Origin of the sequence: Paenibacillus sp. FSL H3-0321 (assembly GCF_038002865.1) — a bacterium.
In the GTDB taxonomy this organism is placed as follows: Bacteria; Bacillota; Bacilli; order Paenibacillales; family Paenibacillaceae; genus Paenibacillus_AQ.
The window spans coordinates 6,314,944-6,339,744 of sequence record NZ_JBBODH010000001.1; the positions used below are offsets into that span (position 1 = coordinate 6,314,944).

Annotated in this window: 21 protein-coding genes; 18 read left to right on the top strand and 3 right to left on the bottom strand. The window is 50.1% G+C overall.

Annotation, left to right across the window (positions count from 1 at the left end):
* Positions 1–21: 21 nt before the first annotated feature.
* The 16 genes from alaS to MHI45_RS28150 all read left to right on the top strand — a co-directional run bounded on the left by alaS (position 22) and on the right by MHI45_RS28150 (position 18,496).
* Complete coding sequence (alaS, locus tag MHI45_RS28075; protein ID WP_076114241.1) at positions 22–2,655, top strand: alanine--tRNA ligase; 2,634 nt, start codon at positions 22–24, stop codon at positions 2,653–2,655.
* Positions 2,656–3,048: 393 nt separating this feature from the next.
* Positions 3,049–3,324 carry an IreB family regulatory phosphoprotein gene (locus MHI45_RS28080; protein ID WP_036696603.1) on the top strand — a complete coding sequence of 92 codons (276 nt, stop codon included), beginning with the start codon at positions 3,049–3,051 and terminating at the stop codon, positions 3,322–3,324.
* The gene (gene ruvX, locus MHI45_RS28085; protein ID WP_038588101.1) at positions 3,321–3,737 is read left to right on the top strand and encodes a Holliday junction resolvase RuvX; all 417 of its coding nucleotides are present in this window, start codon (positions 3,321–3,323) and stop codon (positions 3,735–3,737) included. Before MHI45_RS28080 ends, ruvX begins: the two co-directional genes overlap by 4 nt.
* A gap of 13 nt (positions 3,738–3,750) precedes the next feature.
* The gene (locus MHI45_RS28090) at positions 3,751–4,059 is read left to right on the top strand and encodes a DUF1292 domain-containing protein (protein ID WP_038588104.1); all 309 of its coding nucleotides are present in this window, start codon (positions 3,751–3,753) and stop codon (positions 4,057–4,059) included.
* Positions 4,052–4,360 carry a DUF1292 domain-containing protein gene (locus tag MHI45_RS28095; RefSeq protein ID WP_076114240.1) on the top strand — a complete coding sequence of 103 codons (309 nt, stop codon included), beginning with the start codon at positions 4,052–4,054 and terminating at the stop codon, positions 4,358–4,360. Before MHI45_RS28090 ends, MHI45_RS28095 begins: the two co-directional genes overlap by 8 nt.
* Positions 4,361–4,532: 172 nt before the next feature.
* Positions 4,533–5,579: an endolytic transglycosylase MltG gene (mltG, locus tag MHI45_RS28100; protein WP_256718277.1), complete on the top strand. Its 1,047-nt coding sequence runs from the start codon at positions 4,533–4,535 to the stop codon at positions 5,577–5,579.
* Between the two features lie 130 nt (positions 5,580–5,709).
* Positions 5,710–6,642, top strand: a complete 933-nt coding sequence (locus tag MHI45_RS28105) for a peptidase U32 family protein (RefSeq protein ID WP_076114239.1) — start codon at positions 5,710–5,712, stop codon at positions 6,640–6,642.
* 266 nt (positions 6,643–6,908) lie between these two features.
* Positions 6,909–8,240 carry a peptidase U32 family protein gene (locus MHI45_RS28110; protein WP_076114238.1) on the top strand — a complete coding sequence of 444 codons (1,332 nt, stop codon included), beginning with the start codon at positions 6,909–6,911 and terminating at the stop codon, positions 8,238–8,240.
* Between the two features lie 259 nt (positions 8,241–8,499).
* Positions 8,500–10,719: a methyl-accepting chemotaxis protein gene (locus MHI45_RS28115; protein WP_076114250.1), complete on the top strand. Its 2,220-nt coding sequence runs from the start codon at positions 8,500–8,502 to the stop codon at positions 10,717–10,719.
* Between the two features lie 250 nt (positions 10,720–10,969).
* Positions 10,970–12,853 (top strand): sensor histidine kinase, encoded by a 1,884-nt coding sequence (locus MHI45_RS28120; RefSeq protein ID WP_076114237.1) that lies wholly within the window; start codon positions 10,970–10,972, stop codon positions 12,851–12,853.
* Between the two features lie 17 nt (positions 12,854–12,870).
* Positions 12,871–14,178 (top strand): ABC transporter substrate-binding protein, encoded by a 1,308-nt coding sequence (locus tag MHI45_RS28125; protein ID WP_341119776.1) that lies wholly within the window; start codon positions 12,871–12,873, stop codon positions 14,176–14,178.
* Positions 14,179–14,222: 44 nt separating this feature from the next.
* Entirely contained in the window at positions 14,223–15,287 is a 1,065-nt protein-coding gene (locus MHI45_RS28130; protein ID WP_341119777.1) for a LacI family DNA-binding transcriptional regulator, read from the top strand.
* Between the two features lie 29 nt (positions 15,288–15,316).
* Positions 15,317–15,640, top strand: coding sequence for a class I SAM-dependent methyltransferase (locus MHI45_RS28135; protein WP_144024495.1), 324 nt, complete (start codon positions 15,317–15,319; stop codon positions 15,638–15,640).
* A gap of 74 nt (positions 15,641–15,714) precedes the next feature.
* Positions 15,715–16,803: an IS200/IS605 family element RNA-guided endonuclease TnpB gene (tnpB, locus tag MHI45_RS28140; RefSeq protein WP_341119778.1), complete on the top strand. Its 1,089-nt coding sequence runs from the start codon at positions 15,715–15,717 to the stop codon at positions 16,801–16,803.
* Between the two features lie 49 nt (positions 16,804–16,852).
* Positions 16,853–17,434 (top strand): hypothetical protein, encoded by a 582-nt coding sequence (locus tag MHI45_RS28145; RefSeq protein ID WP_341119779.1) that lies wholly within the window; start codon positions 16,853–16,855, stop codon positions 17,432–17,434.
* A gap of 120 nt (positions 17,435–17,554) precedes the next feature.
* Positions 17,555–18,496: an alpha/beta fold hydrolase gene (locus MHI45_RS28150; RefSeq protein WP_341119780.1), complete on the top strand. Its 942-nt coding sequence runs from the start codon at positions 17,555–17,557 to the stop codon at positions 18,494–18,496.
* 128 nt (positions 18,497–18,624) lie between these two features.
* On the opposite strand, the gene MHI45_RS28155 is transcribed toward MHI45_RS28150, so the two are convergent.
* From MHI45_RS28155 to MHI45_RS28165, 3 genes are read right to left on the bottom strand one after another with little or no spacing between them, the layout of a single operon-like run.
* Positions 18,625–19,797, bottom strand: coding sequence for a glycoside hydrolase family 130 protein (locus MHI45_RS28155; protein ID WP_341119781.1), 1,173 nt, complete (start codon positions 19,795–19,797; stop codon positions 18,625–18,627).
* On the bottom strand, positions 19,797–21,011 hold the full coding sequence (locus tag MHI45_RS28160) for an AGE family epimerase/isomerase (RefSeq protein WP_341119782.1): 1,215 nt from the start codon (positions 21,009–21,011) through the stop codon (positions 19,797–19,799). The genes MHI45_RS28155 and MHI45_RS28160 overlap by 1 nt, the downstream gene beginning before the upstream one ends.
* Before the next feature lie 20 nt (positions 21,012–21,031).
* Entirely contained in the window at positions 21,032–21,982 is a 951-nt protein-coding gene (locus MHI45_RS28165) for a glycoside hydrolase family 113 (protein WP_341119783.1), read from the bottom strand.
* Positions 21,983–22,258: 276 nt separating this feature from the next.
* Here MHI45_RS28165 and MHI45_RS28170 point away from each other — a divergent pair, with 276 nt between their 5' ends.
* The gene (locus MHI45_RS28170; protein ID WP_341119784.1) at positions 22,259–23,032 is read left to right on the top strand and encodes a response regulator transcription factor; all 774 of its coding nucleotides are present in this window, start codon (positions 22,259–22,261) and stop codon (positions 23,030–23,032) included.
* A gap of 332 nt (positions 23,033–23,364) precedes the next feature.
* Entirely contained in the window at positions 23,365–24,735 is a 1,371-nt protein-coding gene (locus MHI45_RS28175; protein WP_076111393.1) for an ABC transporter substrate-binding protein, read from the top strand.
* The last annotated feature ends 66 nt before the right edge of the window (positions 24,736–24,801 follow it).

Consider the following 24,801-nt stretch of genomic DNA (forward strand, 5'->3'; position numbering starts at 1 on the left):
ATAAGACGGGAGCTGTACATGATGAAAGCAAGTGAAATCCGTTCCAAATGGCTGCAGTTTTTTGAGAGTAAAGGCCACAAAATCGAGCCCAGCGCATCGCTGGTGCCCCATAATGACCCTTCGTTACTGTGGATTAACGCCGGTATGGCGCCGCTGAAGGCTTACTTCGATGGCCGGGAGATTCCTGAGAATCCCCGCCTGGCCAACTCGCAGAAATGTATCCGCACCAATGATATTGAGAATGTGGGCAAGACGCGCCGCCACCACACGTTCTTTGAAATGCTGGGGAACTTCTCCATCGGCGACTACTTTAAAGAAGAAGCGATCACCTGGGCTTGGGAGTTCCTGACCGGCAAGGAATGGATCGGCTTTGATCCGGAGCGCATTTCCGTGACGGTGTACGCCGAGGATGAAGAAGCCTTCAAGCTGTGGAATGAAAAGGTAGGACTGCCTGCAGAACGCATCATTAAGCTGGGAGATGAGAACTTCTGGGATATCGGCGAAGGCCCATGTGGACCTTGCTCAGAGATCTTCTACGACCGCGGTGAAGCTTACGGCAATGACATGAGTGATCCGGAAATGTATCCGGGCGGAGAAAATGAGCGTTGGCTCGAAGTGTGGAACCTGGTGTTCTCACAGTTCAACCATAACAAGGACGGCAGCTATACACCGCTTCCGAATAAGAATATCGATACCGGAGCGGGTCTGGAGCGTCTGGCTTCCATCCTGCAGGATGTCGATTCCAACTTCGACACGGATCTGTTCCAGCCGGTAATCCAGAAGACGGCGAAGCTGGCCAAAGTTACCTATAAAGACAACTTGGAGCAGGATATCGCGCTTAAGGTGATTGCCGACCATATCCGTACCGTTACTTTTGCAGTAGGCGACGGTGTGCTTCCTTCCAATGAAGGACGCGGTTATATTATCCGCCGTTTGCTCCGCCGTGCGGTCCGTTACGGCAAGACGCTGGGTCTGGATCGTCCGTTCCTGTATGAGCTGACGGAAACCGTCGGTGAGGTTATGGGTGTGTACTATCCATCCATTGTAGACAACCGGGAGTATATCGCCAAAATCATCCGTACGGAAGAGGAGCGTTTCCACGAAACCTTGTCCGATGGTCTGGCCATTCTTGGCGAGCTTACCGCCAAAGCAAAGACGGAAGGTCTTGCTGCCATCGCTGGAGCAGATGCCTTCAAACTTTATGATACGTACGGCTTCCCGTTTGACCTTACGGAAGATTTTGCTTCCGAGCAAGGACTTACTGTTGACCGTGAAGGCTTTGATGCCGCGATGCAGGAACAGCGTGACCGGGCCAGAGCTGCCCGCCAGGATGGAGCCAGCATGAAGATTCAGGGCGGCGCGCTTGCTGAGCTGACGGTTAAAAGTGAATTTGTTGGTTATAATGACTCCGTAACAGAGTCAAAAATACTTGCTATTGTTGTCGGCGGTGAACTTGCCGATACAGCCGGTGAAGGTACCGAGTGCCAGGTGATTTTGGAATCAACACCGTTCTACGCCGAAAGCGGCGGACAGGTCAGTGACACCGGCCTGCTTACCGGAGGCTCTGTCACTGCCAAGGTAACCGGATTGTTCAAAGCACCGCATGGCCAGCATGTTCATCTGGTTACTGTTGAAGCCGGGGAGCTGAAGGTAGGCGAGAGTATCCGCGCGGAAGTGAACCGCGAGCAGCGCGGGGATATCGTGAAGAACCATACGGCAACCCACTTGCTGCATAAAGCGCTCAAGGAAGTATTGGGCGGCCATGTGAACCAAGCCGGGTCTTTAGTAGAAGGCGCACGTTTGCGTTTTGACTTCTCGCATTTCGGCGCAATTACGCCGGAGGAGCTGAGTGATATTGAGCATCGCGTAAATGCTCAAATCTGGCGCGGCCTGGATGTCGTGATCGAGAGCAAGCCGATTGAAGAAGCCAAAGCAATGGGGGCAATGGCCCTATTCGGTGAGAAGTACGGCAATGTGGTACGTGTCGTTCAGGTGGGTGACTACAGTCTTGAACTGTGCGGCGGCTGCCATGTGTCCAACACCTCGCAAATTGGAATCTTCAAGCTGGTCAGCGAGAGCGGCATCGGCTCCGGCGTACGCCGGATTGAAGCTGTTACCGGCCGTTATGCTTATGAGTTCACGGAGAGCCAGCTTGATCTGCTGAAGCAGTCAGCAGGCTTGCTGAAATCCTCCCTGAATGATGTGCCGAAGCGGATTGACGCACTGCATGCCCAGGTTCGTGAGCTTTCCCGCGAGAATGAGTCACTGCAATCCAAGCTGAGCGCTACCTTTGCGGCAGAGCTGACAAGCAGCGTGAAGACAGTGGGCGGCGGTACACAGCTGCTGGCTGTTGCTGTTCAAGCCGGCAATATGGATGCCCTGCGATCCACGGCCGATGAATTGAAATCCAAGCTGCCTGATGCTGTACTTGTGCTGGGTGCAGCGATGGACGATAAGGTCAACTTTGTAGTCGCAGTACCTCAGGAGCTGGTGAAGAAAGGCTTCCATGCCGGCAAGCTGGTCAAAGAGGTTGCTGCGGTATGCGGCGGCGGCGGCGGCGGACGGCCGGATATGGCCCAAGCCGGCGGTAAAGATGCCTCCAAGCTTGGCGAAGCACTCGTTAAGGCTGAAGAGCTGGTAGCTGCACTGGCGTAAACATCAGGCTACAGGGGTTCCCAAGGTAGCTGTCAACTAACATTAAGGCAGATCAGCCCTAGGCTGATACTCTGCCTGCGAACAAGGTAAAAGCATGTGAGACAGAGAAGCAGCGGTACTGAGTGCTCCATATCAGTGCCGCTGCTTTATTCAAAAAAATAAAAAGTTTTGAATTTTTGCGAATATTCGCCTTTCATGGTATTCTGCAATAGCTTAAAAGCCAAAAAAATCTATATTAATGTAGATAAAATGCCAAAAAAAGCGTTATTATTGTGGCAGGATTTCCTCGTTGGGGCATGAATATGTTATGATGAAGGCAGCAAGTAAGCTGTACAGCAGCAACTTTGCGAAGCTGCCCTTTTAGGGTGATTTTGCAGAAGGAAGGTGTCACAAATGGACTCCATGGACAAAACGGTTAAATTCAATGTGAAGGGCGATGAAAAGGAAGCTTCTCCTCAGGAAATCTTGCTCGCCGTATACGACGCGCTCGTGGAGAAAGAATATCATCCGATCAATCAGATCGTTGGATATCTTCTTTCCGGAGATCCGGCTTACATTCCGCGCCATAACAATGCGAGAAGTTTGGTCCGGAGGAAAGAACGTGATGAGCTGATTGAGGAACTGGTCCGTTTCTACCTTGCCAATCATCGGGTGGATCAGCCGAAATGAAGAAGCTGGGTCTGGATTACGGCGACCGTAGAATCGGAGTCGCCACAAGCGATATTTTCGGATGGACAGCCCAGGCTCTAGAGACGATTGAGCGCCGCGGAAACGGGAATGAGTTCGAACGGATCCGCGAACTGGTGAAAGAGCACGAAATTGGAGAAATTGTGGTTGGGCTTCCGAAAAATATGAATGGCTCAGTTGGACCGCGTGGTGAAATCTGTATAGAATTCGCCGGCCAGCTGCGGGAACAACTCGAATTACCCGTACACCTTTGGGATGAGCGTCTGACGACAGTATCCGCTGAGCGGGTGCTGATTGAAGGGGACGTCAGCCGGAAGAAACGCAAAGGGATTGTGGACAAAATGGCCGCAGCCTTGATTTTGCAAAATTTTTTGGATGCTAACAGTAAAAGGTGAGGGGTGCGCGGATATGACAAACGAGCAGATCGGCCAAGAAGAAGAACCGGAAATTATCTATATTCCCGATGAGGAAGGTAATGAAGAGGAATTTGAGGTCATCATGAAGTTTGAAGTCGACGGTTCGGATGCAAAGTATATGATGGTGGTTCCACTCGATTCCGAGGATGAAGAGAGCGATGAGGTGTATGCGTTCCGTTACGAGGAAGATGGTGACGACCTGCAGCTCTTCATGATCGAGAATGACGAAGAATGGGCCATTGTTGAAGAGACTTTCAATACTTTGGTAGACGAATTGGACGGAGGAGCCGAGAATGACTGATTTTTCCGCCGAACAAGCGGTATGGACATCTAAGCTCAAAGAAGTATACGGAGAAACAGTAGAACTGGAAGACGAGCAGGGTAAATCTTCCGTTTACGATATTATTGCCGAGTTTGAAGTCGGTGACCGCGCATATGCGGTGCTGACTGGTTCCGGAAAAGACGCGGAGCAGGAGATTCTGCGGATTGTAGTTTCGCCTGACGGTCTTCCGGAGCTGGAGAGCATCGTTGACGATGAAGAGTGGGAAGATATTTCCGAGCTGTATGATGAGCTGACTTTTCCCGCAGAGGTCACGGAATAAGCATCTTTATCTGTATGCAACATTATGTTGAGCATGAAGAGGGCGGGATTTTCCGCGCTCTTTTTGCTTGATATACGACCATAAAAGGTTGATGCAGCGTTCTCATGAAATTTATGTTGAATTTAAGACAATACAATTTTATACTTTATAGTCGGAAAGTGAGGAGTCACATTTGAAAGCCGCAATCCGCACTGTGCTCATTATTATCCTTTTGCTGGCATTGGCAGGAGGGGGAGGAGCATGGTATATCTGGAATGGCATGCAGCCGGTAGAGCCTGCAGGGCCAGCCGTCACGTTTACGATAGAGAAGGGCATGGGGAGTGCGGAAATCGCCAGCCTGCTCGAAGACAACGGCATTATACGTAACGAAATGTTCTTTAGGGGATATCTGAAATGGGTCAAGGAAGGGTCAAGCTTCAAGGCAGGCACCTATACGGCAAGTCCAGGGGACACCTATGATGAGCTGATTACCCGGCTGAATGCCGGGGATGTGGTGAAGGAAGATACGGTGGTGTTCACCATTCCCGAAGGGTTCACGGCGAAGCAGATAGCTGAGAAGCTTGCAGAGGCTTGGAACCAGCCGGCCGATGTGTTTCTGAAAATGATGAACTCGGGGGCGGGGCTGACTGAGGTAAATACACTGAAGATTCCCGAGGACGCTAGTTTACGGCACCGGCTTGAGGGCTATTTGTTCCCGGAAACGTATGAACTGGCCAAGGACAGTACACCGCAAGAGGTTGTTGAAGCCATGCTGGAGCAGTTGACGAAGAAGCTGGACAGTATTCCGGACTGGCAGGCGCAGCTTGCGGAGCGCGGATTGTCGCTGCATGAACTGCTGACCGTAGCTTCTCTCGTGGAGCGGGAGGTAGTTGTGGACGAAGAACGTCCGCTTGTAGCCGGTGTTATTTATAACAGGCTGAAGAAAGGCCAGAACCTGGAGATCGACGCAACTGTCCAGTATCTGCTGGACAAGCAGAAGGAAAGACTGCTGAATAAGGACCTGAAGGTCGAAAGCCCGTACAATACGTACCGGAACCCGGGTCTTCCACCTGGCCCTATCGGAAGTCCGGGCCTTGCATCGATTCAGGCTGCGCTTGCGCCGAAAGCCTCAGAGTACTATTTTTATGTGACCAAAAAAGACGGCACGCAGGGACATCTATTTGGCAAGACCTACAAGGAACATTTAGCCAATATCAAAAAAAGTGAACAAAATCAGTAGGAAACCTGTAAAATGATAACTGTTGCCGTTCCAGGAATTCCAGTAGGCGTTTTAGGGTTTGAGGGGGAATTCTCCCTCTATTTTAAATAAATGATTATGAGCTGGGCGGATGAATTTAGGAGGAATCAACATGAATAACAAACCGGAGCTGCTGGCAACGGCGGCTTCCTTGGAAGAAGCGCGTGTATTGCTGGATGCCGGGGCAGATGCGCTCCTCATCGGGGATGACCGTTTCGGCATGCGTCTTGCCGGACATTTCTCGCTGGAGGACACAGCGGCTGTCGTTAGTCTGGCTCACGGCAAAGGCCGCAAGGTCTATGCCGGTCTTGGCGGGCTGATGACGAACCGTCTGCTGGATGAGCTTCCTGCTTATGTGAAGGCGATCAGTGAGCTTGGCGTTGACGGCATTGAATTCGGAGATCCAGCGGTGCTGGCGGCTGTGAAGCATGAAGCGCCGGGCATGAAGCTGCACTGGAATGCGGAAATGACCTCGACCAATTATGCCACAGCGAACTATTGGGGCCGCAAGGGAGCTTCGCGTGTCGTTCTGGCCCGTGAATTGAATATGGATGAGATGACGGATATGGTACCGCTGCTGGAGATCGAAGCCCAGGTACACGTCCACGGGATGACGAATATATATCATTCCAAACGCAAGCTGGTAGAGAGCTATATGTCGCATCAAGGCCGTCCGAGTGAAGGCGGAAGCCTTGGCAAGGAGCGCGGCTTATTCCTGATTGAAGCAGAGCGCCAGAATGAGAAGTTTCCGATTTATGAAGATGTCAACGGGACACATATTATGAGTTCCGACGATATTTGCATTCTGGAGGATCTTCATCTGCTGCTGGGTGCCGGAGTACACAGCCTGAAGATTGAAGGGCTGCTGAAGCCCGCTGCCTACAATGCCGCTGTAGTTAAGGCTTACCGCCATGCGATAGACCTCTACACCGCTGATCCGGCAGGTTATGCGTTCCAGGAGGACTGGATGGACGGAATCCGGGCGCTGCAGGACCCTGAGCGTGAACTGACATTCGGCTTTTTCTACAAGGAACAGGTATATTAAAATATAAATAATGCAATGATTTGCTGATTTTAAAATGAACTTAATGCCTAACCTTAAAGATAGAGTAACGGAGGGAAGGTTTGGAACTGTAGGAGCGATAGCGTACGCCTTTAGGTTTGGATTTCTACCGTGGCTAACGGTTCAAATCAGGAAATCCAAACCTAACAGCGGCCGGAAGTCCAAACACTTACCGCAGTTGCGTTCATATCTAAAAGGAAGATTTTCAGGTTTATTTATACAGCAAAGATATGGAGGGGAGAACAGGAATGGGAACCATGACAAAGCCTAAGTTTAAGGGCAAACGTTACCGTCTGGACAAACCGGAGCTCCTTGCTCCGGCAGGTAATCTGGAGAAATTGAAATTCGCCGTGCATTATGGTGCGGATGCAGTATATATTGGAGGCCAGAAATACGGCCTGCGCTCCGGAGCGGATAACTTCAGCTTTGAAGAAATGCGCGAAGGCGTGGAATTCGCCAAGAAATACGGGGCCAAGGTATTTGTTGCCACCAATATCTATGCCCATAACGAAGATATCGCCGGGATTGAAGAATACCTGCGCAATCTATATGAAGCCGGGATTGCCGCCATTATTGTAGCGGATCCGGCCATCGTCGATACCGCGCGCCGCCTGGTGCCGGGCCTTGAGGTGCATCTTAGTACCCAGCAGTCCACACTGAACTGGCAGGCTGTCTCTTTCTGGAAAGAGGAAGGTCTGCCGCGTGTTGTACTGGGCCGTGAGACCAGCCTTGAAGAGATTGCCGAGATCAAAGCACATGTGGACATCGAGATCGAGAGCTTTATCCACGGAGCCATGTGCTCCTCGTATTCCGGACGCTGCGTGCTGTCGAATCACTTCACGGACCGCGACTCCAACCGCGGCGGCTGCTGCCAGTCGTGCCGCTGGAAATACGACCTGTTCGAAGATGCCCGCCCGGAGGGCGCCTGGGTATCCGAAGAAGAGCAGGCCGAAGCCCTTTCGTCCCCGCAGCCTCTTGAGCCCGGTGTAACCCAGCTTCCACTGCATCAGCCGGAGGATAACCAGTTCTCGATGGGCTCCAAGGATTTGTGCATGCTGGAGAGCATTCCCGATCTGATTGAGGCCGGCATTGACAGCTTCAAAATTGAAGGCCGGATGAAGTCGATTCACTATGTGGCGACTGTAGTCAACGCCTACCGCAAGGCCATTGATGCTTACATGGCCGATCCGGAAGGTTATGAGCTGAAGCCGGAGTGGCTGGAAGAGCTGCAAAAAGCGGCAAACCGTCCGCTGAACACCGGATTTTTCTACGATACCCCGGATCATGAGGATCATATCTATGAGCCGGAGGAAAAAGCGGCTCCTTATGATTTTGCCGGATTGGTGCTGGAGTATGATGCCGAAAGCGGCATGGCTCTAATTCAGCAGCGCAACAACTTCAAGCCGGGGCAGGAAGTGGAGTTCTTCGGCCCGGACAACACCTTTTTCAAGCAGACCGTCGGAGAGCTGTGGGATGAAGAAGGCAACCGGCTTGACGTTGCCCGCCACCCGCTTCAGCGTGTCCGCATGAAGGTAGACCAGCCGGTAGCTTATTTCGATATGATGCGGAAGAGAAAATAATTATATTATTTATGTACAAGAGATGCTCTTATTTTTTGAAGAGCATCTCTTTTTTTTTGCGCTCCCGCCAAAATTCGGGATATTCTTAGGAAATATAAAATATTCTCTGGGAATTTGTAAAGAAAACTAAGAAAAAAGACCCAATATGCCGATATATATTTCGTGAACGCTTACATACATCTTCTAAACTAATTGGTAGGTGATGGTAATGGGGGCTCCCGAGCGTGAAAAAAGAGGAGAACAGCAGAAAGGGAGAAGGATGAGAGTGGGGAAGAACAAGAAGAAACCGGTGACAGTACAAAAAGTAGAGAAAAACCACACGAATGAAACACAGACAGCAAGCAAAAGTAAGGTCAAGAAAGTGCGCGACAAGGTAACCCTTAAGGGGGTGCTACATACTTCGGTACGTCAGGTGAAAAGGGTCAACCCGCTGAAGTCAGTTGGCGTCAAGCTGTTTTTGATTTTCTTGTCTTCAATTGTTATTGTGGTACTGCTCTTGGGACTGTTGTCCTATAACAAGGCCAAGAATACGATTAAAGATAATGTATCAGAAGCTAACCGGCAGACCATTATCCAGACCTCTGATAAGCTTGATATTATTATCAAACAGTATGAGAATCTGGCACTGCAACTGTATTTTGATACGAAAATGCAAAGTGATTTGACGGAGTTGGCTTCCGCAAGTTCCAATTATGATAAATTTGTAGCTACCGATTCAATAAGCAAGAAGCTATCCAGCCAGACGACAACGGATTCGAACATTGTGGCTATTTCACTGATTCCGCAGTCAGCGGACTATAGTATAATTACAAGCGGCAACTCCGGATTGAAGATGGATGGAATAAGAGATCAGGATTGGTATAAGACGGTTGTAGGCCGTACTCAGGAATATGAATATTATTACTCCAAGGAAACCAAAGCATCCCAGAACTACTGGTTCTCGACGGCCATTGAAGGTGATAAAGGGAAAAATATCGCGATGGTAAGATCCCTCAAAAACATGGGTTCCAATTCAGGATATGTAATCATGCTTGAACTGAAAAACACACTGCTGGAGGAAGCCTTCAAAACGGTTTCCCTCGGAGACGGCTCACGGATTCAGCTTGTGGACCCGGATGGTATAGTAGTCGCTTCTAATGTACCTGCTGATGATGGGGTGGCTTCAGAGCTAGCCTTCATCAAGGAGAGCAAGAGCAACAACGCAAGTCAGGAAGCCAGCGATGCCGACGGCAAGGATGTGCTGGCAGTGTATAATCCCTTGACCAAGGCTGACTGGAAGCTGACTGGAGTGGTGCCTACCGGCGAACTGGTGAAGGCAGCACGTCCGATTCTGTTCACGACTTATCTGGCGGCGCTTGCCGCAGCCGCGCTTGCGGTAGTGCTGGGGTTCTGGATGGTCCAGATGATCGCCAAACCGCTGGCACGCCTGAAGGATCTTATGGTTGAAGGTTCAAAGGGTGACTTGAGCGTGCGTACCGAATACGTATCTAAGGACGAGATCGGCGAACTGTCGGCCTCCTTCAATACAATGATGGAACGGATTACAGAGCTGGTTGCACAGACAACGGACACAGCCCGTGAAGTGCTGGATACCGCTGGTGAGCTTGGTGAGGCTTCCCGCAAGACAGCCATTTCCGCGAAGGAAATTGCCGCTGCTACGGAAGAGATCGCCGGTGGTGCAGGAAGTTTGGCTTTGGAAGCTGAACGCGGCAATGAACTGACGGATCTGATCGCTACGCAGATGCAGAGCGTTATCGCTGCCAATGCAGAGATGGATGAGGCGGCTCGTGGTGTCGGTGAAGCCAGCGGACACGGAGCGAAGCAGCTGGAAGAGCTGCTGAAGCAGACAGGCCATACCGGAGAGATGACAACCGCGCTGGTGGATCGTGTCAACGATTTGAAAGAAACGGTATTCTCTGTAATCAAAGTGCTTGATGTGATGAAGAACATTACACAGCAGACGAACATTCTCTCATTGAATGCAACTATTGAAGCAGCAAGAGCGGGCGAAGCAGGCCGCGGGTTCATGGTCGTGGCTGGGGAAGTCCGGCAGCTGGCGGATCAATCTAAGCAGTCCATTGCCCTTGTAGCCGGGATTACCGATAAAATCATGGCTGAAATGAACGAGACAGTAACTGTGCTGTCCGAAGTTGCACCGCTCTTCAAGCAGCAGATGAGTTCGGTGAAGAGCACAAGCGATATCTTCGTATCGGTTCAGGGACAGATGGAGGATTTCATTACAAGCCTCGAATCAGTGACCGGAGCCATTGGAAGCCTCAATCATTCCCAAGGTGTCCTGTCGGATGCCATGGGCAATGTAAGTGCGGTAGCGCAGCAATCCTCGGCCACTTCGGAAGAGGTAGCCTCACTCAGCAGCGAGCAGCAGAACGTGAGCGATCACCTCGTTTCGCTGTCAGGCAAGCTGGAGAGCGTTTCAACTCAGCTGAAGGATAAGCTGGCGCTGTTTACCATCAAATAAATCATTAGAGTTCCGCAGGTTTTTGAGCTGTTAGGGCCGTTTCTTCCACAGGGAAGAAGCGGCCTTATTCCGTTTTAACAGGTTTCAATGCTTCGGCAAAGGGCTATGGAAACAATCTTCGAAGTTAACTTGGAACTTTGCATGCTATCTTCTTGTACAACCACACACTAACACGTATAATAATTTTGTTAGGGAAATTGTTATGAATATAAGAAAAGTTAGGTAAACGCCATTGAAGGAGAAGGGCCGTATGAAGGGTAAACGCAAATACAACTGGTGGTCCTTTATCGGGGATATGAGCATGGAACGCAAGCTCCTCCTCGTCTTTCTGATTATCATTACACTCCCGCTTTCTTTTATCAGTGTAATCAGCTTCAAGAGCTACTCCAAGTCTATCGAGTATAATACCATCGCTTATTCAGAAAAGCTGATTGATCAAATGATGGACGGAATTGATGACTACATAGAGGATATGAAACGAATCTCATCCATGCCCGCTTATGTAAACGATATCAAGCAGAACCTGCTGCGCTCCAACCGGTATTACGAGCAGAAGCAGGGTATGGCGGGCGAGACGGACAGTTCGTCGATTGCACCCGGTGATTTTGATCTTTTGCTGTCTATACAGCGGGGGATCGAAGGAAATATTTCGTTCATCAACAATATCAAACGGGGTACGAATTCTGTGTATATTTTTGACGGCTATGGCAACGGTTATTATTCGGCCAAAGACGGAGGCGTCCGTTTGGATCTGAAGCAAAGCTACAAGTTCTGGAGCGAGCAGGCCAAGTATTCCAGCGGGGAAGCACTGCTTTTCGGCACTCAGGCATACACAAGCAATCTGCAAAGCACCCGGTATGCGTTCACGGTTGTCCGTAAAATTGTCGACGGCCTCTGGAATCCAATCGGACTGATTGCGGTGGATGCCAATATCAGCAACATGGAAAATCAGGTCGCCGAACTGGATAAGGTTACGCACGGCAAGTCATTAATTGTGGATGAGAACGGAAAAGTTGTGTATGACAGTGATCAGAAGCTGCTGACGACGGATATTTCACACACGTTGCTATACCGCAAGGCGCAGGGCAGCGCCGGGAGCTTCTACGACACGGTGTCCGGCAGAGATAGGCTGAATATATTTTCAAGCTCCTCCAAGACCAATTGGAAGGTGATTATCTCCATCCCGGTCGATGAGTTGACCCGCGATGTGAAGCTGACCCGCAATGTGACCTTTGCCGCAACGCTGATTATCATTGTGCTGGCACTGATTATTTCGATTATTTTATCCTTTGCTTTGACCAAACCGTTGACTCAATTGATTCAGCTAATGAAAAAAGTGCAGAACGGCGATCTTGATGTCACCTTCCGAGTCAAACGCCGGGATGAAATTGGCCTGCTGGGTCACCAGTTCAACCGGATGCTTGCCCGGATCAGGCAGCTGATCGAGGATATCTACCGGATTGAAGAGCAGAAGAAGGAGGCGGAGCTGCAGGCGCTGCAGAGCCAGATCAATCCTCACTTCATCTATAACACACTGGAGTCTATCCGCATGACTGCAGAGCTTAATGACGATGTGGAAGCCGCCGACATGATCTCCATACTGGGCAAGCTGCTGCGTTACAGCACGAGTGAATTAACCGGCAAAACGACGATGAAGCAGGAACTGCTGTATGTGCGCAACTACGTAGAGCTGCTGGGCAGCCGTTATCCCGGACGTTTCCTGCTGGAGATCGATGTCCCGGAGGAGCTTAACGAATACTCCATCATTAAGCTGGTCTTCCAGCCGATCATAGAGAACGCTGCTTATCACGGATTGGATGACAGCAAACCGCAGATGCATCTCAGCATTAAATGTGAGATTACGGAGCATAAGCTGCTGTTTCATATCAGCGATGACGGCTGCGGTATGGATCAGGACACGCTGGAGAAGCTCAATGACAGCCTGAAACGTGAGACACCTCGAAAGAAAAGCATCAATGGAGGCATCGGTATGAAAAATGTGCACCAGCGTGTACAGCTGCATTATGGTGCGGCTTACGGCATTGAAGTGTTCAGTGAGGCCGGGAAAGGGACGGATGTAATCTTATCCCTGCCACTGCTGGAGCCAAGCGAACGAACGGATGGCGAGAGCTAGAGAGAGGGGGAAACACCTTGAAGAGGATTAAAATGCATTGGCCTGTGCAAACGGTGCTGCTGGTTCTGCTGCTGCTGTCAACGGGTTGCGAGAATCGCAGCAACAGCAAGGAGCCTGCTGCATCAGCTGCCGTAGACGGGGGCACATCCAGTCTGTCAGGCACGATTGTCATGCTGACGAATCGAATTGATCTGATTGAGAATGGAACCTTCAAAGGGTATGCCGACCAGTTTAAAAAGAAGTATCCGGAAGCTAATGTGGAATTCGAAGGCTTGTCCAATTATGCGAGCGACATTCTCGTCCGATTATCGACCAAGGACGCCGGGGATGTTCTGCTGCTGCCCGTCAATTTGCCGGCGAAAGAGCTTGAGCTTTTTTTTGAGCCCCTGGATAATGAAATGTCCGCCCAGGAAAGATTCACCACATTCGCCACTTACGGTGGCAAGAGATACGGATTGTCTACAGGTACGACAACCAGTGGAATCGTTTATAACAAGCGGGCTTTCGAGCAGGCGGGCATTACGCAAATTCCGCAGACCCTTGAACAATTCTACGCTGCCTGCGCCAAGCTGAAGGCGGCGGGAATTACCCCCGTCTACTTAAATTACGGAGCTGTCTGGCCGCTGCGGGAATGGGGGAATAATATGGTCAATTTTATGACCGGTGATCCCGAATACATGAACAACATGGTTCATGAGGATAGCCCGTGGCAGATTGATAATGCATGGGGGCAATCTCTGTCCATTGCCAGAACGATAATTGACAGGGGTTATGTGGAGGACGAGCTGTTCTCGAACAATTGGGAGATTTCCAAGACCAAGCTGGCGAAGGGGGAGGTCGGCATGTATCTGCTCGGAAACTGGACGATCCGCCAGGTGCTGGATGCCGGTGCTTCCGAAGGGGATATCGGATTCTTCCCGTTTCCGTATGACAATAGCAGTGAACATTATGCTCCGCTCAATCCGGACTGGTTCATTGGAGTCAGCAAATTCAGCAAGCATAAGGAACTTTCCATGGCCTGGGTGGAGTATTTTGTAAAAGAGACCTCTTACACGGCTGACTGGGGCTTCCTGCCTCCTGAGGGAGCTGCAGAGCCTTCTATGGAGCCATTCCGCGAGTTTCTCTCCTACAATCCCCGGCTGGTTGAGGCTACGGTGCAAAGTGATGCCTTTATAGAGATGGCGAACAGGGCGAAGCTGTCGTTCTGGTCAGGAGATTATATTCAGGAGCTGCTTGCCGCGCCGGATTTACAGCAGTCTTTTGACATGTTGAATGAGAAGTGGAAGGAAGCGCGTCAGGGGCAGCAGGCTTCTCCGCAGCCATAAACGGGAATTGTTTTATAAATCAAGATTATTTTGGAGGGTTTCATATGGCTAAAAAGGTTACCATGCAGAAAATTGCCGATCATCTCGGTGTATCCAAGTTTGTCGTCTCCAAATCGCTTTCAGGCAAGGGCGGCGTCAATGAAACAACCAGAGAGCGGGTAATCCAGGCTGCTTCACAGCTTGGCTATTTCACACAGAAGAATGCATACGTGCAAAATATAAAACGTTCCTCCCAGGGCTCAGGGAGCGACCGGAATAAGCAGTCGGTGCTGGTGCTGATGCCCAATATCCGTTCACAGACTCAGGATTCCCTCTATTGGGGCAAAATTGTTGACGGTATCGCACTTGCGCTGGATCAGGAAGGCCTCGGAATGGTGATTGTTTCCGAGCACCGTGCAGATAATTTCGTCAATATTTTGAACCCGAACGGTCTTCTCGGCCTGGTTGGGGTAGGACAGATTTCTACCTCGCTGCTGCTGGAGGTGCACCGTATCGGACTGCCGATGGTGCTGATTGATCATGAAGATCCGCTAATTCCGAGTGATACAGTATTCGCCAACAATACTGATTCCATGAACCGGCTGAGCAACCACCTGATGGCAACTGGGCATAAGCTGCTGCATTTTATCGGTAATATCCGCTACTCGCGCAGCTTCCGCGACCGCTGGATCGGCTTCCGCAGCGCCCTGGAAGAGAGTGAGCTGAAGCCCCCTGCCGGTGATGACGAGATGCTTCAGCTGGAAGGCATGGATGACGCAATCATTCAAGAGCAGTTCAACCAATGGATGGCGAAGCGGAAAAAAGCCAAAACCATGCCGACAGCGCTAGTCTGCGCCAATGATTTCATCGCGCTCACAGTCAGCGAGGCGCTGAAGGAAGACGGCTTCTCCATACCGGGCGACATCTCAGTAACGGGATTTGACAACATCGAGGATGCAACAAGAGGTGTTCCGCCGCTTACTACTGTGCACGTACCCAAGGAGGCAATGGGCCGGGCGGCAGTGGAGAAGCTGCTGAACCGGATTCATAATCCTTCAGCACCTCTGGAGAAGATTCTGATCGCTGCCGATATCGTCCACCGGGATTCAGCGGCCGGACCGCAGAGCTAAGAAATACAATGAAGACAGGAGGAGATGGAATGAACCAGACGTTAGCAGATCCGACAGAACATCCGGATTGGAGACTGCCGCATTCGTTTGAATGGTATGCCGGACTGGGAGGGGCGACGGGGAAATATACGTACCCCTGGAATTCCACGATCACGGGGCCCGATGCGGAGGCGATGTTCGCCGAAGAGGTTGCAGGGCTGGTTCCAGGGAAAAGAGTGCTCGATATCGGCTGCGGCCACGGGGATTTTACAATTCGCTGGAGTCCTGTGGTGAAGCAAATTGTCGGGCTGGACGTCACTGCTGATTTTATCTTCAAAAGCCGAAAAGACTCCGACCTCTATAGACGGAGATGAATCGGCGGTTTTCAACTATTCAGCGAACATATGTGCTATACTGTAAGAAAATACTACAAAAGGGGGTGTCGCACATGATCGTTCATCAAGCGTATAAATACCGCATCTACCCGAATACCGAGCAACAGCAACTCATTCGTCGAATGTTTGGCTGCTGCCGCTTTGTGTTCAATCATTTCCTGGAAGAGTGGAACCAAACTTATGCCGAGACAGGCAAAGGGTTGTCATATCAGACCTGTGCGACACAGCTCCCCGTTCTAAAAACACAATATGACTGGCTCAAAGAAGTCGATAGTATTGCTTTACAGTCCGCCGTTCGGCATGTGGCAGATAGCTTTGACCGCTTTTTCAAAAAGCAAAATCAAGCGCCTCGCTTCAAAAGCCGGAGGCATCCAGTACAAAGCTACACCACGAAATTCACGAACGGAAATATCGCCATTGAAGGCAACCGATTGAAGCTTCCCAAGCTCGGTTGGATGCGTTTCGCCAACTCTCGGAAGCTGGAGGGTCGTATACTGTCCGCTACGGTACGGCAAAACGCCAGCGATAAGTATTTTGTCTCCCTGGTTTGCGAGGTCGAAAAGACCCCACTCCCACAAGCAGATGCACATATCGGCATTGACTTGGGGCTTAAGGAATACGCGGTGTGCTCAAGCGGCGAGCATTTTGCCAACCCCAGGTTTTACCGTCAATACGAGAAAAAGCTTGCGCTGTGGCAGCGGCGTTTGGCGAGACGCACACCAGGGGGCTCCAACTGGAAGAAAGCCAAGCAACACATTGCTCGTATTCACGAACACATTGCAAATTCCCGGAACGATTTTCTCCACAAGATGACAACGAAGCTGATCCGTGAGTGCCAAACGATCAGCATCGAACATCTGCGTGTGGCGAATATGATTCAAAATCCCAAACTCTCCAAGTCCATCGCTGATGCGTCCTGGGGCGAATGGGTGCGTCAACTGACGTATAAAGCATCCTGGTATGGACGAACCCTCCGGGTTGCCGACACCTTCGAGCCGACCAGTCAGCAGTGCCACGTATGCGGCACGATTCATCCCGAAGTGAAGAACCTCTCAATTCGAGAATGGACATGTGTAGCTTGCGGAACACACCATGATCGGGATGAAAATGCGGCTCATAATATCAAACAGGTAGCGGTATAGCAATTACCTATAAAAATAAAACGTAGAACTGCGAGAACGCAGGGATCGCTTGCCCATAAGAGGAGGTTGCTCCTCTGTTCGCAAGAATCCACCCCTTCAAGCGTCAGCTAATTGGTGGAGATTCAATGAAACGGCCAGTAGCACAGCCCTTTCCAATGTTTCTTTTGTTACGGCCAATACCAAGCACAAGCTTCCCTTCGAAGACGGACAATTTGATTGTGCTTACAACCGTAAAGGCCCGACCTCCGCATACTCCGATCTTACGAGAATCCTCACTAAAGGCGGGAGGCTGCTTGCTCTCCATCCCGGCGACCGTTTGTCGCCAGAGCTGTCCTTGCTCTTTCCCGGGCTGTTCGCACCTCAGCCGGAAGGAACTCCGGTACTGGACAAGATCAATCAACGGCTCGAGGCAAGCGGATTTACAAGCGCTGAAATCGAGATTGTTACGAGTGTGCAGTATTTTCATGAGCCGTTGGATATTGTGCGGTTGCGCTGTTTTGGCCAGACACCTGCGGTTCATGAAATGGTGTTGCAATGTATGCCTGAGATCAGCCGGATCTTCAATCAGCACCAGTCATCCCAAGGGTTACAGGCAACCTTGGATAATTACATTGTTCGCGCAGCGGTGTAAGTTGGTACTAAGTCCGCTTAAGTCTCAAAAAATAGGAAAAAGTGCAAGTATAGTTTCTCTTTTTGCGCTGTTCCGCCACCTGTATAATTTGGCCTGAGACCAAGAGAGGTGTGATGTGCAGTGGCTGGGATTCCCCGCATTGAGAGAGGCTTGCGTTGCTTCATTTCGGTCATTTGTTTTCCGCTGACGATGATTCAGATGTTATGTACGCAGAGGGATGTTTCCAGATATAAACCCCAGGGACAACTGGTGGGCATGGACAAAGGCTACCTTCATGCTCAGCTCACGGGACAAGGGGCTCATACCATTGTTCTGGAGGCGGGGATGGGAGGCTGCTCACTGGACTGGACGCTTGTGCAGCCGGAGATTTCCAGGTTTGCAAAAGTCATTTCCTACGACCGTGCGGGGCTCGGATGGAGCGGAAAGCCGCTGGAAGAGGCAACCTGCAGAAACTATGCCGTGAAGCTCAGAGACTTGCTGCAGGCACTGGATTGCGAACCTCCATATCTGCTTGTTGGCCACTCCTACGGCGGCATGATTGTAAGATCGTTTGCAGTGGAATATCCGGATGAAGTTGAGGGACTGCTTCTAGTGGACGCAGTGCATGAGAGTAGGTATCTTGCAGCAGAGATGAGTGGGCTCAGACACAAGCAATGGAGAGCCAATCTCGCACTATACAGATTAGGTTATCTATTATCGCCGACGGGTCTACTCCGGCTGCTCGGCAGGCATGTCGGCACTAGGCGATTACCTGCTCCTGTCCAAAGAATTACCCGTGCACTAGGATACCGGAATAACGCCTGTAAGACAGTGTACGCTGAAATGCTGTTTGCGGAGGAGAGTGCCCGCCAACTGTCAATCTCACCTCCATTGAGCCTTGAACTACCGATTACGGTATTAAGTGCAGGCATGCAGAATGACGAATGGAAGCGGGGGCAGGAACGGTTATCCCAATTAACCCCGAAGACAAAACGCATTCTCGTTGAGAACAGCTGGCATTCAATTCAAATACATAGACCGGATATGGTTATTGCTGCGATTAAAGACATGATGACAAGCTGATGCGGCTGAACCGGCGGGCAATCGGTCATTCCGCTTGCCGGTTCTTACCTCAGTCCATATAAATACGTAAAAAGAGTCCACCAGGAGATTAACCTGGCGGACTCTTTTTACGTAGGAAGTGTAGGTAATTATAGCTGTAAGTTACGGTCGATCAGTGCGATGCGCTGTTGTACGCAGGCATAGGAACGAAGCGGATCTTCCGGTGTATTCAGCACATAGTCGAGCATTTGGTCAACTGTAGTGGTAGCTACATGAATGCGGGTGTCGGAGGATGCGTAGTAAATATAGATTTCTCCGTTATCGCGGGCAATTACACCGTTGCAGAACACTACGTTAGATACGTCGCCGACACGTTCTTCACCGTCTGGAGCGATGAAATGGCCGCCTGGAGCATGGGTAACTTTGTTCGGCTCATTCAGGTCCGACAGGAAAGCATAAAGCACATACCGTAGTCCTGCTGCTGTATTGCGCACGCCATGGGCGATGTGCAGCCAGCCGCGCGGAGTTTTGATTGGAGCCGGGCCTTGGCCGTTTTTCACTTCTTTGATGGTGTGATAATAGCGCTGATCCATAATGGACTCGCTGGTAATTACGGCATTTTCGATTGTATTGGAAAATCCCCAGCCGATGCCGCCGCCGGAACCGGCGTCGATGAAGCCATCCTGCGGACGGGTGTAGAAGGCATATTTGCCATCCACAAATTCAGGATGCAGGACGACATTGCGCTGCTGGGCGGAACCGGTCTTCAGGTCAGCCAGACGTTCCCAGGTTTTCAGATCCTTGGTGCGGGTAATGCCGCACTGGGCTACAGCACTGGAGAGATCGCCGTGCGGAGCATCCGGATCTTTACGCTCGGTGCAGAACAAGCCATAGATCCAGCCATCGGCATGTTTAACCAGACGCATGTCGTAGACATTGATATCCGGGTCTTCTGTTTCATGCAATACTACCGGATGGTCCCAGAAGCGGAAGCCGTCTACACCGCTGTCGCTTTCGGCTACGGCGAAGAAGGATTTGCGGTCATTGCCCTCAACGCGGGCTACGATATAGAACTTGCCATCCAATTCAATGGCGCCCGGGTTGAAGATGCCGTTAACGCCGATTCTTTCAGCAAAATAAGGATTGGTTGCCGGATTATAATCATAACGCCAGATCAGCGGGGCATGCTCCGCGGTGAGCAGCGGATACTGATAACGGTCATAAGTCCCGTTGCCGTAAGGCACCTTCTCATTTTTGCGTCCGATCAGGGCTTCATAACGTGCTGTTAATTGCTCTTTGCGTTCTTCGAATAAAGTTGTCATTAGATATTCTCCTTTATAGTTGATTTAAGACGTTCGATCATCTCGAAGCAGGCTCTGCTGTTATGATAAGGACATTTCCAGGCACTGACTTTCGGCTCATGCGCGAGCGGCTGCAGCTTCTCGTCAACACCCCAGTACCATTCGCCATACTTGCGGTCCACTAAATAGCTGTCAATAAACGTCCAGGCGCCTTCGGCGGCATTCAGGAACCGCTGATTCCCTGTCAGCTGATAGGCATTGTAGAAGCCGACAACAGCTTCAGCCTGCGGCCACCAGTCCTTATCCTTGCTCAGCAGCCCGCTGCCGTCGGCCTCATTCCAGATGCCCCCGTCGCTGGCGATGCCTTCTTCAAGCGCAGCTTCCGCCATGGTCAGGGCAACTGTGCGTACGCGCTTGAGCAGCTGCTCATCACCAAGCACCTCTGCGGCTTCCACCAGCAGCCAGCTGCCTTCGATATCATGGCCGTAGGAGACGAGCTCGGATTTCACATGCCACTCCTCATCCAGGAACAGGTGGAAATGCTTGCCTTCCCCGTCAATGATATGATCAAGCATCGTTTCGATCAGCCCGGACAGCTTAACCTTAAGCTCTTCGGATTTCCATACACGGTACAGGCCGGTATAACCCTCCAGCACATGCAGATGCGTATTCATCGACTTCTTCTCATTCATATCCTTGGCGCTTAGCGACAGATCATCCGTTACTTGCCATTCACGCGACAGTGCTTCGATATATCCTTTATAAAGCGGATCATAACCGTGTTTTTCCAAGAGACGGAACAGCTCAACCGCTTGTTCCAAGGCTTGCGGATTTCCCGTAGCGTGATGGAACTCGGCTAGCGCGTAGATGGCAAAAGCCTGGCCGTATACTTGCTTTTTCGGCTGGGAAGGTGCACCTAAAGCATCTACCATCCAGTAAAATCCACCGTATTCCTTATCTGTGAAATGCTCCAGCAGGTAGCTGTAGGCACGTTCAGCCATGGACAGGTATTCAGCTTTGCGGTACATGCGGTAAGCACTCGCAAACGTCCAGAGAATCCGTGCATTAAGCACAAGGCTTTTCTCTGCGCCTTCGACAACATTCAACTGGTTATCAATTTCGCCAACAAAGCCGCCGTGTTGTTCATCCAGCGTGTGTTCCATCCAGAAGCCAAGAATATTGTCCTGCAACTCCGCTTCCAGCTTCTTTAGCCAATCTTCGGGTGAGTTCTTCATTTTCTGGTCCACTCCCATCGTTAGTTATTGATTTTGGAGCCATAATACGCTTTGATGACACCTGCTGCCGACTTCCCGTACATGCAGTAATCATCATTGTCTGCCGCCTCTTCAAGCGGGTAGAGGTGTGCAGGCCAATCCCATAACATAAAGCCCCGTACCCATTCACGGCTTTCGCAGCTGCCGAACATCGCCTGGTAGAACCGGCGTTGCTCTTCTTCGCTGGGTTCACCTTGTAACGTCCAGTCATTGGGGATAGCGGCGCTCCCGGTACGGCTGGGACAACCGGCTTCCATAAAGAAGAACGGTTTGTTGTGTGACTTCACCACCGCTTCAATCCGGTCAAGCTGGGCCTCCCAGTCCTGTTCCGGATAATATCCGCTGGAGGAGATCACATCGAGGTCATCCCACCAGGTCACGTTATCCTCCTGGTATTTGTCGCAGTTGTAAGTAATGATCCCGTGGTAGACCTTGCGTACCTCAGCGATCAGGGCCCGCCATTCGGCTTCGCGCCGGTCGGTCTGAACCAGCTCACAGCCGATGCAGAACATTTCGCAACCGCTTTCTTGAGCGATCGCAGCATAATGCAGGATAAAGTCAGTATAAGAGCGGAACCACTCCGACCATTTGGGCTCGCAGGGAACATCCTTGTCGAAAAAGTTAATATGAGCGCGCCAAGTGCCGTCTGCACAATTGACAATCGGCTTTAGGCAGACCTTTAAAGTGAGCTCTTTGGCCTTGCGGATCGCCCGGACTACTTCTTCGTCGGTGACTGTCGGCTTCTCCCAGTACGGAATTTCCGTGGATTGCGGAGTGGCCTGAATGGCGCTGAAGGCAATTGCGGTCCAGTTCGCACCCGTAACCGATTTCATAAGCCCCATCGAGGCTTCGGCTGCTTCAGTAGTCCAGGTTCCGCGTCTGCCCATAAAGCCCCAGGTGACACCTCCGACATATTCATTAAGCAGTGACATTTGGAAACCTCGCTTTACTTGGAAGAATAGATAAAATAATGCTAACAAATAATAACTATTCGTTATCTTGTTATTATAATATTGTTATTTATTAATAACAACAATACAATTTAGTTATATACCTTTTTGTGTTTGATTTCAAGGGGGAATTAATTAAAGTAAACTGAAGACTATAAAAGAGCAACACAACACATTTTCTAACCGGCTAATGAGGCATATAATTGAAATGGTAGCGCAATCATTCGTAACGGATTTACAATTGGAGGCGGTTTCGAATTGATTAAGGTCATGATTGCGGACGATGAGGAAGTAATACGACGCGGGCTGGAGAAGATTACTTCCCGCATGGACTTGGAAGTGGAGGTCATTGGCTCATACGGCAATGGACAGGAGGCTTGGGGGCATCTTTCCAAGCTGGCCCCTGAGGATATTGATCTCCTGATTACGGACATCAAGATGCCGAGGATGGACGGCTTCAAGCTGATAGAAGAGGCCAGGGGCCATATGAAAAATTTATCCATCGCTGTGCTGAGCGGATTTAGCGAGTTTGATTATGCCCGGCGGGCCATGCGTCACGGCGCACTGGATTATCTGCTTAAGCCGATAGAGAAGGCTCAATTGTACGAGCTGCTGAAGCGGGTGGAGGAGAACAAGGAACTGAAGATTGCCGTACCTGAACAGGAGAATCCTCCAGCTCAGGCTGCCGAGGGTGGAGAGCATTATGTGGTTGAACAGACCAAAAGCATTCTGGAGAAGGAATATGGCCAAAATTTTGAGCTGGAGCGTCTGGCAGAGACCGTTGGCATGAACGCAAGTTATATCAGCCGCCTGTTTAAGTTCAAGACCGGCCAGACGATAACGGATTATCTTATCGGTATTCGTATCGCAAAAGCCAAGGAGCTGCTGATTGGACAGCCTGATCTCAAAAACTATGAAATTGCCGAAAGGGTCGGTTACAGCGATCCTGTATATTTTAACAAGCTGTTCAAGAAAATGTGCGGAATGACACCAAAGGATTACAAAAGCGGATGCAGGACTCCGAAAAGCTAGCATCCGGCACAAAGTAATCTGCTCTTTAATAGGAAATGATTCGTGAAAAGGGGGGCGAAAGCCCTCCTTTTCAGGTTGTTTAATATAAGGTAGATAACAAATTTAAATTTAGAAAAACAAAAATAACAAATTGAAGACCAGAAAAAACAATTGAAACCATCGTTTTGGCTCTGGAAACGATTTATAATATATTTGTAAGCGATACCATCATTCTTTTCATAACGATTGCAGATAAAACACGAATTAACGGTGATTTACCTCAATCACGAATGATGTAGAGTGTTAGAATTTTGTTATTTAGAAACGTGACTAAAAGAGAGGGGTCAAAAGCAATGAAGAAAAGCAAAGTAATGGCTGGTTTAATGGGACTTACGCTAATGGCTGGCTTGTTCACAGGCTGTTCATCGAACAACAACGCGGAGAATGAAACAGCGAACAATAAAGGAAACGCCGGAACCAACACGGAGGCTACTGCTGCTCCTGAAGGTGATGCCGCCAAGGACATCAAAGGCGAAATCACTGTGATTACACAAAGAACGGATATTGTTGATACCGTATTCAAAGATTACGCAGCAAAATTCAATGAGAAATATCCGGACGTAAAAGTGAACTTTGAAGCACTTTCCAGCTATGAGGATCAAATCAAAATCCGTATGAGCACCGACGATTACGGTGACGTGCTGCTGCTGCCTACAAGCGTAGCGATCAAGGATCTGCCGGACTTTTTCGAGCCGCTGGGCCAAATGTCCGACCTTGAACAGAAATATACAGGGCTTGAAGAACGTTCGGTAGACGGAGTTTCCTACGGTGTTCCAATCACTGTTAACTTCTCCGGCGTAATTTACAACAAACAAGTATTTAAAGATGCGGGCATTACGGAAACACCGAGAACGATGGACCAGTTCATGACGGCTCTGCAGAGCATCAAAGATAAAACCGAAGCTGTTCCGCTGTACACGAACTATGCAGCCGGTTGGACATTGACTCAATGGGAATCGGATTTGGCTACCGTTGCCGGCAACCGTGATTATGTGAATATCGCTCAAGTAGCTTCCGATGACAACTTCGTTAAGGGACAACCTCACTATGACCTGTACAAAGTACTGTACGATGCAGCCAAAAACGGGTTGATTGAAGAAGATCCTACAACAACAGACTGGGAATCTTCCAAGGCTGATCTGGCTAACGGAAAAATCGGTACCATGATGCTCGGATCCTGGGCGATCGGCCAAATTAAAGGAGTGGCTACAAATCCTGACGATGTAGGCTTCATGCCATTCCCTACCAATGCCGAGAAGGTTCTGGTTCCGCTGTCTGATGACTACAACCTGGGTGTCAGCGTTCACAGTAAAAATAAAGAAGCAGCAAGAGCATGGTTGGACTGGTTCATTAATGAATCCGGCTATCCGACTACTGAAGGCGGCGGCATGAGCCCGGTTAAGGGTGCTGAGCTTCCTGAAATCCTCAAACAATTTGAAGGCACGGAAGTAACCTTTGATACACTGGCTCCTGCTAAAGCTGGAGAAGAAGGCTGGGTTGATGCCATCGACAAGGAAGCTCAAATTGGCCTCTGGCAGCCTGACTTCAAGAAAGTGATCATTGAAGCGGCTATCGGTAACCGCAAAGATTCCTATGACGATATCATGAAAGATCTGAACGATAAATGGAAAGAAGCAAGAGCAAAAGTTACCGCTGCAAAATAAGTGCCGGTGATTGCTATAACATTTTAACTTGATAATACGCAGGGTGAAGAAAGATTCAAGAGAACG